Genomic DNA, 11,473 nt, shown 5'->3' with positions numbered 1-11,473 from the left:
GTGCGGGGTTTGTCGTGCCAACGCTGCTGAATGCGGTAGCGGGAATTGTGGCGGGTGCGGTGGTGTTGGCGGGTGTGATGGTTGTCAGCAAGATCTGGCGGGCAGTCAAACGCTGAACCTGTAGGAGCCGGCTTGCCGGCGATGGGATTTCAAACCCGATACAGTCCTTTCGGACGCCATCGCTGGCAAGCCAGCTCCTACAGTTGAATTGCGACAGGCATGAAAAAGGCCACTCGATTCACATCGAATGGCCTTTTTTTGTTGCCGATGAATTACTCGGCGATCTGCAACTTGCGCGACTCGGTGTACACGTAGCGCACCTTTTCGTATTCGAACGGCGAGTTCAGTTGGCCGTAGCGGAAGCTGGTCTGGTGGCGCTTGTCGATGCTGCGCAGGGCCCACACTTCAGGGTGGTTGGAACTGACTTCGGAGACGTTCAGGAAGTTGATCGCTGATTCGGCGGTGAAGTCCACGGCCAGGCCGCCGGTGTCGCGGATGTTGGACGGGCCTAGGATCGGCAGCACGAAGTAGGCGCCGCCCGGTACGCCGTAGAAACCGAGCGTCTGGCCGAAGTCTTCGCTCTGGCGCGGCAGGCCCATGGCCGTGGCCGGGTCCCACAGGCCGGCGATGCCGATGGTGGTGTTGAGCAGCAGGCGCGCAGTGGTTTCCATCGAACGCTGGCCCTTGAACTGCAACAAGCTGTTGAGCAGGTTCGGTACGTCGCCGAGGTTGTTGAAGAAGTTGCTGACCCCGGTGCGCAGGAAGCTTGGCGTGATGTAGCGATACCCGTCGACGACCGGCAGGAACACCCATTGGTCGAAGCGGTAGTTGAAGTGATACACCCGGCGGTTCCACTCTTCCAGCGGGTCGTAGACGGCCAGCGCGCTGAGTGTCGAGCGCTCGAATTCGCGCTGGTCCAGGCCCGGGTTGAACTTGAGTTTGCTCAGTGGCTCCTTGAAGCCGTCACTGTCGACGACCACCGGGGCGTTGGCTTTGCTGTTGTCGGCATTGGCGACGCCTGCACAGAGTAACGCTGCGATAAGCAGGAGGTATTTAGCCACGGAAGAACTCCAGCATGGCGTCGCTGTTGACGCGATAGTTAAGGTTGCCGCAGTGGCCGCCCAGTGGATAAACAGTCAAGCGATCACCGAAAGTCTTGCGCAGGAAACCGAGGTCACCCGGGCCGAGTATCACGTCATCTGCGTTGTGCATGACCGCGATTTTCGGGCTGTCGTGCAGGTAATCCTTCAGGGCATACAGGCTGACCTGGTCGATCAGTTGCAGCAGGCTGCCGCCGTCAGTGCGCGCGCGCCACATCGGGATCACTTGTTCGGTGATGTAGCAGTCGAAGTCGCACTGCAGCGCACGTTTGAGGTACGGCGTGAGGCTGGTACCTTCGGTGATGGGCGTTTTCGGCGGAGTGATCAGGCCGCGACGGTTGATCAGGTCCGAGGTGAAAGCGATGTCGGCCGCCGAGAAGCGGAACGACGTGCCGATCAGCATGGCCATCTGTTCGTTGGTCAGGTGCTGCTTGGACTGCTGGAAGTCGTAGAGCAGGGCGTCGTTGAGGTCGATGTAGCCTTTCTGCTGGAAGTAACGGGTCAGTTTGTTCAGTACCAGTTCATAGAACGTGGTGGTGTTGGTGATGCCCTTGACCTCTGTCTGGACCAGCTTGTCGAGGTTGGTGATCGAGGTGTAGAGGTTCACCGGCGGGTTCAGCAGCAAGACTTTCTTGAAGTTGAAGCTGCGGCGGGTTTCATCCAGATGCGCGACAAATGCCGCATCCAGCGCCCCCAGGCTGTAGCCGGTCAGGTAGTAATCGGTGACGGCCACTTTCGGGTTTTGTGCCCGCACGGCCTGCATCACCCGGTACATGTCTTCGGCGTCATCCTTGGTGATGCCGGGTGTGGCAAAGCGTGAAGCGGCGCTCATGAAGTCGAAGCTGGTGGGCGACGACAGTTGCACCACGTGGTAACCCGCCTTGTAGTAGAGCTTTTTCAGGTATTCGTTAAGGCTGCTGTCATAGCGCGCACCGGTGCCGGCGATCAGGAAGATCAACGGGGCGGCTTTATCCTGGGTTGCGATGCGGTAGGTCAGCTTCTTCACCGGCCAGAAGTTGTCCGGCAGTTCGAACTCACGCTCCGGGCGCAGCGTGACGCTGCGGGTTTCCTGGTCGATGTCATCGTCAAGCGGCAACTCCGGACGCAGGTCCGGTGGCGTCGTGGCGATGGTCGCCTCGAACGGGTTGGTCAAGGGATAGCCATAACTGGCGGCGTCGATATCGACCGCCAGTGCGGACGCACTCAAGATAAGGCCGCTAAACAGGGCGGCGAAGCGCAAGGAACGGAGCATGACTGGATCCCTTATAGAAAGGTGCCGAATGAAGTTCGCAGGCTATGACCACGGGGGTTGCGCCAAAGTGCCATGTATCGACACCAATCAGGCCAAATTTCAGAGTAATAGTAGCTGGACGATACACTTTGCAGTGATTGAGTGCCCAGTTAACTGTTGTTAAGGCTTGCGTCAGGCTGCCGGGGGATTAAGCTGGCCGCCGTTTTTCGTTGATTGGAGTGCTTCATGTCCCGCCGTTTACCGGTAATTCTGCTGCTTGTTTTGCTGCCTTTATGGCTGGCCGCCAGTTATGGCGCGCGGTATGGCTTCATGGAGGATGCGCAATGGGTCGGCCTCTGCGCGGACGAGGCGAGCCGCTGGGAATGCCTGGTCCGTTCGAACCTGGGCCTGATGATTCATTTCCAGGTGTTGGGTTGGGCGGCAGTGGCCGCCGCCGTGATCGGCTTCGTGTTGCCGGGGCGGGCAGGGTGGTGGTTGGCGGTGTTGGCGTTGGTGTTCGGGTTTCCGGCGTTGGCGTTGTACAACACGACGATGGCTGTGTTTGCGGTGGTGATTGCAGGGCTGCGTCTGGTCCGGGCGTCTCGCGGCGCCTGACAGATCGCCATCGCGAGCAGGCTCGCTCCCACAGTAGATCTTCAGTGAACACATATTATGTGAACGATGGAGATCAAATGTGGGAGCGAGCCTGCTCGCGATGGGGCCATCAGCCCTTGCGAACCCGCAAACAGCGCCACAACGCCGCCACCATCAACACACTCACCAGCGCCCAGCCCCAGGCCTGCTGATTCTGCAAACCTTCGCGATACAGCTGCGGCGCAATGCCGGCACCGATGATGAAGGTCAGAAGCGCGATTTCACGACGTGGCACACTCACCGGCCGGCACAGATAAACCAGCGCGGGCAGGATGAAAGCTACGCTCGGAAAGCTGCGATAACGCGGATCGAACACCAGTTCGAGCATCATCACCGCCGCTGCAAAACCTGCTGCTGCCAGCAACCATCCGGCCCGGCGCTCCAGCACATTGAAGGCCCGTTGACGCCAGCCGCTACGGTCACTCAGTGTCAGCGCTGCATGCACCAGTACCAACAGGTTCAAAGCCGTCAGCAACGCAACCCACAACCATTCACTGGTAAACCGGGTGGTGACGCGTGCCAGATCGCCCCAGGCGCCAATCGAACAGGCCGCCAAAGCGCCGAGCAGCGGTAGCACCAACGCAGAGCGGGTACTGCGTACACGACCGCCAAGGATCAGCGTGCCAAGGAAAATCATCCCGCCCACCGCCAGCCATTGCGACCAGTACGGCACGTTCGACACCGGACCGGCCAGCACGCCCTTGTCCTGACGGTCGGCGTCAAACAGGCCCCAGTAACCACCAACGGCCCCTTCGCTGGCGCGTTTCCAGGGTTGGTCGAAGGCTTCGATCAGGTTGTAGTGCCAGCCTTCCTGTTCGGCCATGATCACAAAGCTGCGAATGAACTTGGCCTCATTGACCCGGCTCGGCAGCGCGGTTTCGCGTTGACGACCCTCGCTCGGCCAGCCGGTTTCGCCAATCATCACGTCTTTGGGGGCGAATTTGTTGCCGAACACCTGGCGCACTTCGCGAACATGTTGCAGCGCGGCGTCGATGTTCGACGGATCGTCTTCCCAATACGGCAGCAGGTGAATGGTCAGGAAGTCCACCGCCGGGGCGATTTCCGGGTGTTTGAGCCAGAACTCCCAGACGTCGGCATAAGTGACAGGCTGCTTGACCTGGCTTTTGACCTTGTTGATCAGCCTGGCCAATTGCGCACCGGTGACTTCCTTGCGCAACAGGGCTTCGTTGCCGACGATCACCGACGTGACCACGTCCGGGTTGGCGTTGGCCGAGGCGATCAGCAGGTCGACTTCTTTCTCTGTGTCCACCGGGTTGCTGTTCACCCACGCACCGATCATCAACTTCAGACCATGCTTGCGCGCCAGGTCGGGCAAGGCCTCGAGGCCGGTCATGGAATAGGTGCGAATGCATTCGAAGCGGGTGGCCAGCAACGCGAGGTCGGCGTCCATGCGCTCGGGGCGCAACTTGAACGGCTGATCGAACGGCGATTGGTCCTTGTCGAACGGGGTGTAGGAGGCGCATTGCAGTTTGTGCGTCGCGCTGGCCACGTCCGGCAGAATCACCGGTTTGCCGAGGCCGTACCAAAAACCGCCGAGAGCGAAGAGCCCCAGCAGGCAGGCGAAAAGGTAAGCGAAAAAAGGAAAGCGTGATGTCGCGGGCATGGTCAGGCCGTCTGGGAGCAAAGCCGCGCATGTTACCCGCATTTGTCCCGCGCTTGGTGGCCCGCATAATTTTGACATGCAAAGTTCGGGCGGATCGCCCGAGGCCTTTCAGGTGCTCGTGATTAATGGCGTTCTGATGTCGTTTCTCGATGCCTTGAGGTCGCTGACAGCACAGGTTCAGGTTGGCGTCAGGTTGATTATCGAGGCGTCAGTGTTCTCATTAATAAAACGCGCTGATGATCGTACGAGTTTGCGGTGAGGCGTGATGGGCGCGCAGTGCACCATAACAATACGTTGACGCGACTCGGCATCCGTCGAGCGCAGCACTTTCGGGGAAGTAACGATGAAGATGCGACGACTTTTAGGCGCGGGTGCCGCACTGGTACTTGCGATTGGCTCCACGATGGCCAATGCCGAGAGCAAAACCCTGAGCATCGGTTACGTTGACGGCTGGTCCGACAGCGTCGCGACCACCCACGTGGCGGCCGAAGTGATCAAGCAGAAACTGGGTTATGACGTGAAGCTGCAAGCCGTCGCCACCGGGATCATGTGGCAGGGTGTGGCCACAGGCAAACTCGACGCCATGCTGTCCGCCTGGCTGCCGGTGACTCACGGCGAATACTGGACCAAGAACAAGGATCAGGTCGTCGACTACGGCCCGAACTTCAAGGATGCAAAAATCGGCTTGATCGTGCCGGAGTACGTGAAAGCTAAAACCCTCGATGACCTGAAAACCGACGACAGCTTCAAAAAACGTATTGTCGGCATCGACGCCGGTTCAGGTGTGATGCTCAAGACCGAGCAGGCAATCAAGGACTACGACCTGACCGGTTACCAACTCAAGGCCAGTTCCGGCGCCGGCATGATTGCCGAGCTGACCCGTGCCGAGAAGAAAAACGAATCCATTGCCGTCACCGGTTGGGTGCCGCACTGGATGTTCGCCAAGTGGAAACTGCGCTTCCTGGAAGACCCGAAAGGCGTTTATGGCGCGGCTGAAACCGTGAACAGCATCGGCAGCAAAGAGCTGGCAACCAAAGCGCCGGAAGTGGCCAAGTTCCTGAAGAACTTCCAGTGGGCGTCGAAAGACGAAATCGGCGAAGTCATGCTGGCGATTCAGGACGGTGCCAAGCCTGAAGCCGCTGCGAAGGATTGGGTTGCCAAGCACCCTGAGCGCGTTGCGGACTGGACCAAATGATTTGAGCTGACGTTTCTGGTCAGCACTTCTCAAGGCCCCTTGGCATAACAGCCAAGGGGCTTTTTGTTTTTGTGTAGGAGCCAGGCTTGCCGGCGATGGCGTCCTCACAATCGCCATCGCCAGCAAGCCGGCTCCTACAGAAGTTGCGCCGTGCTGGAAAATGGCGATTCTGTCATGTCGCTCTAATACTAAGGTCGTCTGGAACCTGCCCCGCAGCCGCATAGAGTGGATACCGTTCCAACAATAATCTGTGCTGCGAGGATAAAAACAATGAACGACAGCATTTACCTCTCGATTCAAAACAGCCCGCGCTTCAAGGAGCTGGTTAGTAAGCGAGAAAGGTTCGCCTGGATTCTTTCGGCGATCATGCTTGGTCTCTACTCCGGATTCATCCTGTTGATCGCTTACGGGCCGCATATTCTGGGCGCGAAAATCAGCCCTGAGTCATCGATTACCTGGGGCATACCGATCGGTGTCGGGCTGATTGTCTCGGCCTTCATCCTGACCGGGATCTACGTTCGACGCGCCAATGGCGAATTCGACGACCTGAACAATGCGATTCTCAAGGAGGCTCAGCAATGATCCGGCGTCTAATGGCTCTATTGAGCATCGCAGCTTTCGCACCTGGCGCCTGGGCGGCTGACGCCCTGACCGGTGCCGTGCAGAAACAACCCCTGAACATGGCCGCGATCCTGATGTTCGTGGCGTTCGTCGGCGCAACGTTGTACATCACTTACTGGGCCTCCAAGAAAAACAACTCGGCGGCCGACTACTATGCGGCGGGCGGCAAGATCACCGGTTTCCAGAACGGTCTGGCGATTGCCGGCGACTACATGTCCGCGGCGTCCTTCCTGGGTATTTCCGCGCTGGTGTTCACCTCCGGCTACGACGGCCTGATCTACTCGATCGGCTTCCTGGTGGGCTGGCCGATCATTCTGTTCCTGATCGCCGAGCGTCTGCGTAACCTGGGTAAATACACCTTTGCCGACGTGGCGTCCTACCGCCTCGGGCAAACCCAGATCCGTTCGCTGTCCGCTTGCGGTTCGCTGGTGGTAGTGGCGTTCTACCTGATCGCGCAAATGGTTGGTGCCGGCAAGCTGATCCAGCTGCTGTTCGGTCTCGACTATCACGTTGCGGTGATCCTGGTTGGTATCCTGATGTGCATGTACGTGCTGTTCGGCGGCATGCTGGCGACCACTTGGGTGCAAATCATCAAGGCTGTGCTGTTGCTGTCCGGTGCCTCGTTCATGGCGCTGATGGTGATGAAGCACGTCAACTTCGACTTCAGCGCACTGTTCTCCGAGGCGATCAAGGTTCACCCTAAAGGTGAGGCGATCATGAGCCCGGGCGGTCTGGTGAAAGACCCAATCTCCGCGTTCTCCCTGGGTCTGGCTCTGATGTTCGGTACCGCTGGCCTGCCACACATCCTGATGCGCTTCTTCACCGTGAGTGACGCAAAAGAAGCCCGCAAGAGCGTGCTGTATGCAACCGGCTTCATTGGTTACTTCTACATCCTGACCTTCATCATCGGCTTCGGCGCGATCCTGCTGGTCAGCACCAACCCGGCCTTCAAAGATGCGGCTGGCGCGCTGTTGGGCGGTAACAACATGGCGGCGGTGCACCTGGCCAACGCGGTCGGTGGCAGTATCTTCCTGGGCTTTATCTCGGCGGTAGCGTTCGCGACCATTCTGGCAGTGGTTGCCGGTCTGACCCTGGCCGGTGCTTCGGCGGTGTCTCACGACCTGTATGCCAGCGTGATCAAGAAAGGCAAGGCCAACGAGAAAGACGAGATTCGTGTCTCGAAAATCACCACCATCGCCCTGGCGGTGCTGGCGATCGGTCTGGGTATTCTGTTCGAGAAGCAGAACATTGCGTTCATGGTGGGCCTGGCGTTCTCCATCGCGGCGAGCTGTAACTTCCCGGTGCTGCTGCTTTCGATGTACTGGAAGAAGCTGACCACGCGCGGTGCGATGATCGGCGGCTGGCTGGGTCTGGTCAGTGCTGTTGGTTTGATGGTGCTGGGGCCAACCATCTGGGTGCAGATCCTGGGTCACGAGAAGGCGGTCTTCCCGTATGAATACCCGGCGCTGTTCTCCATGGCCATTGCGTTTGTGGGGATCTGGTTCTTCTCGATCACTGACAAGTCGACTGCTGCGGATAATGAGCGGGCGCTGTTCTTCCCGCAGTTTGTTCGTTCGCAGACTGGGTTGGGGGCGAGTGGGGCGGTTTCGCACTAAGGCTTTGAGTTTGTCTGTGTAATTTGTGTTGAACAGAAATGCCCCGGTCGAGAGATCGGGGCATTTCTTTTGCTGCATTGCTTTTTGTAGGAGCGAGGCTTGCCCGCGAAGACGGCCTGACAGCCGACCATTTTCTTACAGATGTACATATCCATTTCTGCGGTAACGGCGGCTGGCGGTTTCGCCCTTACGGCGACTCACTTTTTTTCAAACGCCAAAAAAAGTAAGCAAAAAAGGCTCGCCCCGAGCGTCCGGCCCCTCGCTAAGGCTCGGCGTTCCATCGCTCCGGCATTCATCCGGAGGCATCGCCCTCCGGTTGGCTTCGCTGGCACCTACATGCGATGAGTTCGACTGCGTCGAACGGCGCTGCGCGCCAATCCCCGGATGAACACCTCCACTCAGCCTTCCGAAGGGGCGGGTGGATCAAGGTCAAAAGCCAAAGCAACAGCAAAATCAACGACCGGAGTGAGTTCCCTCTGTAGGAGCGAGCTTGCTCGCGAAAAACGCCCGGACAGCGCGCTCATCCAGACAATCCGCGCCATCGTTGACGTCCATCGCTGGCAAGCCAGCTCCTACAATTTTGACCGTGTTAACCCCATCCCTTGTAGGAGCCGGCTTGCTGGCGATGGCGCCCTTCCAGTCAATAAATGCGTCGACTGATCCACCGCTATCGCCAGCAAGCCGGCTCCTACAGAGAATTGGTGTACAGGTCCGGAATGAGTGAACGCAGCCAAGAAGGACAGCGCGGGCATCCAAAGAGCCAGGCCGGCTTTCGGGCCGCCTCGGCGGCTGTGGCGGCGGGCCCACGGAGCAGGACCGGAGCGAGGGCATGCCGAGCCACGGCGAGGCACCGAACGAAAGGGGCAAGAGCGCTTGGTTACTTGCCGCTTTTGCAAGTGACTCGCCGTAAGGGCGAAACCATTAGTGGCCGTAACCGCAGAAACGGATACGCACACAACCCAAAGCGCACAAACAAAAACGGCCTCTATATAAATAGAGGCCGTTCCCGGTACAACTCAACACGCTATCGCAAGAAAGATCTTACTTGCGGTCTTCCAGCTTGGTGATATCACGCGACTCGTAGCCGGTGTACAGCTGGCGTGGACGGCCAATCTTGTACGGGCTGGAGAGCATTTCTTTCCAGTGGGAGATCCAGCCGACAGTCCGCGCCAGAGCGAAGATCACGGTGAACATGCTGGTTGGAATGCCGATCGCCTTGAGGATGATCCCCGAGTAGAAGTCGACGTTCGGGTACAGCGAGCGCTCGATGAAGTACGGGTCGGTCAGGGCGATCTCTTCCAGGCGCATGGCCAGTTCGAGTTGCGGATCGTTCTGGATGCCCAGTTCCTTCAGCACTTCGTCGCAAGTCTTCTTCATCACGGTGGCGCGTGGGTCGCGGTTTTTGTAAACCCGGTGACCGAAGCCCATCAACTTGAACGGATCGTTCTTGTCCTTGGCCTTGGCGATGAACTTGTCGATGTTCGACACATCGCCAATCTCGTCAAGCATGGTCAGGACAGCCTCGTTCGCGCCGCCGTGGGCAGGGCCCCACAGTGCAGCGATGCCGGCGGCGATACAGGCGAACGGGTTGGCACCCGAAGAGCCGGCCAGGCGTACGGTGGAGGTCGATGCGTTCTGCTCGTGGTCGGCATGGAGGATGAAAATCCGGTCCATGGCCTTGGCGAGTACCGGGCTGATCGGTTTGATCTCGCACGGGGTGTTGAACATCATGTGCAGGAAGTTTTCCGCGTACGTCAGGTCGTTGCGCGGGTACATCATGGGTTGGCCCATGGAGTACTTGTAAACCATCGCTGCCAGGGTCGGCATCTTGGCAACCAGGCGGATCGCGGAGATTTCGCGATGCTGCGGGTTATTGATGTCCAGGGAGTCGTGGTAGAAGGCCGAGAGGGCGCCGACTACGCCGCACATGACGGCCATCGGGTGAGCGTCACGACGGAAGCCGTTGAAGAAGGTCTTCAACTGCTCGTGAACCATGGTGTGGTTCTTCACGGTGCTGACGAACTGGGCCTTCTGTTCTGCGGTCGGCAGTTCGCCGTTGAGCAGCAGATAGCAGGTTTCCAGGTAGTCCGACTTTTCAGCCAGCTGTTCGATCGGGTAGCCGCGGTGCAGCAGAATGCCGTTGTCGCCGTCGATATAGGTGATCTTCGACTCGCAGGAAGCGGTCGACATGAAACCAGGGTCAAAGGTGAAACGGCCCGTGGCCGTCAGGCCCCGAACATCGATAACATCGGGACCAACGGTGCCGGTTAAAATGGGCAGCTCGACGGGGGCTGCGCCCTCGATGATCAACTGCGCTTTTTTGTCAGCCATGTGGCCTCCTATTTATGCTTGAAATCATCAGACAGACCCCCCACGCAGGGCCCGCACCACTATAGTGAGATAAATTCGAATGTCAATTTGCCTAAAGTCTTGCTCCAGAAGGCTTTAACCGGACTTTTTCCTCGAAATTGACTGCCATTTACGCCTTTTATCCAACTTGTGCAATGCGCTATTAGGGGAAGGTGAACGCGTTGTCATTAGTAGCCTAACTGTCTATACTCGGCCACCGACCGCCAAGGGCTTTTGGGCTTGCTTTCATTGGGGGTCGCATCCCTGGGTGGTGGTTACCTGACCAGTGCACTCCCCAACAACTTTGCCCTGATTGTTAGGGGCTCTTCAGTGTGAAAAAAAAGCCGTGAAAAGCCAACGACCTGTAAACCTAGACCTAAGGACCATCAAACTCCCAGTCACTGCTTACACGTCCATTCTTCACCGTATCTCCGGTGTCATCCTCTTTGTCAGCCTGGCCATCATGCTTTACGCATTGGACAAGTCGCTGAGCTCCGAGGAAGGCTTCGGTCAGGTGAAAGCGTGTCTGACCAGTCCGCTAGCCAAGCTAGTGATTTGGGGCATCCTGTCCGCTCTGCTGTATCACTTGGTAGCCGGTGTGCGCCATTTGATCATGGACATGGGCATCGGTGAGACGCTGGAAGGCGGCAAGCTGGGCTCGAAAATCGTTATCGCCGTTTCCGTGGTGGTAATCGTTCTGGCAGGAGTTTGGATATGGTAACTAACGTCACGAACCTGTCGCGTTCGGGCCTCTATGACTGGATGGCGCAACGTGTGTCTGCGGTCGTTCTCGCGGCTTACTTCATCTTCCTGATCGGATACGTCGTTGCCAACCCAGGCATCGGCTACGCCCAATGGCATGAACTGTTCGCCAATAACTGGATGCGTATCTTCAGTCTCCTGGCCCTCGTTGCCCTCGGCGCTCACGCCTGGGTCGGCATGTGGACCATCGCGACCGACTACCTGACGCCAATGGCGTTCGGCAAGTCCGCGACCACTGTACGTTTCCTCTTCCAGGCAGTATGCGGCGTTGCGATGTTCGCTTACTTCGTCTGGGGTGTGCAGATTCTTTGGGGTATCTGA

10 protein-coding genes and 1 pseudogene are annotated in these 11,473 nt (G+C 58.3%); 7 read left to right on the top strand and 4 right to left on the bottom strand.

Annotated elements, in window-relative coordinates; all coding sequences use genetic code 11:
- Positions 1-116, top strand: a pseudogene (locus tag KGB27_RS23110) (DUF808 domain-containing protein); the annotation flags it as partial.
- 156 nt (positions 117-272) lie between these two features.
- Here KGB27_RS23110 and KGB27_RS23105 read toward each other — a convergent pair.
- Positions 273-1,061, bottom strand: coding sequence for a VacJ family lipoprotein (locus tag KGB27_RS23105; protein WP_008039888.1), 789 nt, complete (start codon positions 1,059-1,061; stop codon positions 273-275).
- Positions 1,054-2,352, bottom strand: a complete 1,299-nt coding sequence (locus tag KGB27_RS23100) for a hypothetical protein (RefSeq protein WP_008039890.1) — start codon at positions 2,350-2,352, stop codon at positions 1,054-1,056. Before KGB27_RS23100 ends, KGB27_RS23105 begins: the two co-directional genes overlap by 8 nt.
- Before the next feature lie 225 nt (positions 2,353-2,577).
- Between KGB27_RS23100 and KGB27_RS23095 the strand changes: the two genes are divergently transcribed.
- Positions 2,578-2,946: a hypothetical protein gene (locus KGB27_RS23095; RefSeq protein ID WP_192226095.1), complete on the top strand. Its 369-nt coding sequence runs from the start codon at positions 2,578-2,580 to the stop codon at positions 2,944-2,946.
- Between the two features lie 109 nt (positions 2,947-3,055).
- On the opposite strand, the gene KGB27_RS23090 is transcribed toward KGB27_RS23095, so the two are convergent.
- Positions 3,056-4,651, bottom strand: coding sequence for a beta (1-6) glucans synthase (locus KGB27_RS23090; protein ID WP_223556483.1), 1,596 nt, complete (start codon positions 4,649-4,651; stop codon positions 3,056-3,058).
- A 301-nt stretch (positions 4,652-4,952) separates the two neighbouring features.
- Between KGB27_RS23090 and KGB27_RS23085 the strand changes: the two genes are divergently transcribed.
- The 3 genes from KGB27_RS23085 to KGB27_RS23075 all read left to right on the top strand — a co-directional run bounded on the left by KGB27_RS23085 (position 4,953) and on the right by KGB27_RS23075 (position 8,041).
- Complete coding sequence (locus KGB27_RS23085; protein WP_008039894.1) at positions 4,953-5,804, top strand: glycine betaine ABC transporter substrate-binding protein; 852 nt, start codon at positions 4,953-4,955, stop codon at positions 5,802-5,804.
- A 270-nt stretch (positions 5,805-6,074) separates the two neighbouring features.
- Positions 6,075-6,386, top strand: coding sequence for a DUF485 domain-containing protein (locus tag KGB27_RS23080; protein ID WP_008026759.1), 312 nt, complete (start codon positions 6,075-6,077; stop codon positions 6,384-6,386).
- On the top strand, positions 6,383-8,041 hold the full coding sequence (locus tag KGB27_RS23075; protein ID WP_008026758.1) for a cation acetate symporter: 1,659 nt from the start codon (positions 6,383-6,385) through the stop codon (positions 8,039-8,041). Before KGB27_RS23080 ends, KGB27_RS23075 begins: the two co-directional genes overlap by 4 nt.
- A gap of 1,041 nt (positions 8,042-9,082) precedes the next feature.
- Here the strand turns inward: KGB27_RS23075 and gltA are convergent.
- A complete protein-coding gene (gene gltA, locus KGB27_RS23070) occupies positions 9,083-10,372 on the bottom strand; it encodes a citrate synthase (RefSeq protein ID WP_008032658.1) in 1,290 nt (429 codons plus the stop codon).
- Positions 10,373-10,736: 364 nt separating this feature from the next.
- On the opposite strand from gltA, the gene sdhC reads away from it, so the two are divergent.
- Together sdhC and sdhD are read left to right on the top strand one after the other, a co-directional pair.
- On the top strand, positions 10,737-11,111 hold the full coding sequence (gene sdhC, locus KGB27_RS23065; protein ID WP_017127965.1) for a succinate dehydrogenase, cytochrome b556 subunit: 375 nt from the start codon (positions 10,737-10,739) through the stop codon (positions 11,109-11,111).
- Complete coding sequence (gene sdhD / locus KGB27_RS23060; RefSeq protein ID WP_008032661.1) at positions 11,105-11,473, top strand: succinate dehydrogenase, hydrophobic membrane anchor protein; 369 nt, start codon at positions 11,105-11,107, stop codon at positions 11,471-11,473. Before sdhC ends, sdhD begins: the two co-directional genes overlap by 7 nt.

The sequence above is a fragment of the Pseudomonas sp. BF-R-01 genome (assembly GCF_019946615.1).
GTDB lineage: Bacteria > Pseudomonadota > Gammaproteobacteria > Pseudomonadales > Pseudomonadaceae > Aquipseudomonas > Aquipseudomonas migulae.
The sequence above is the reverse complement of the archived record's forward strand: the minus strand, read 5'-3'. Positions and strand labels throughout refer to the sequence as shown.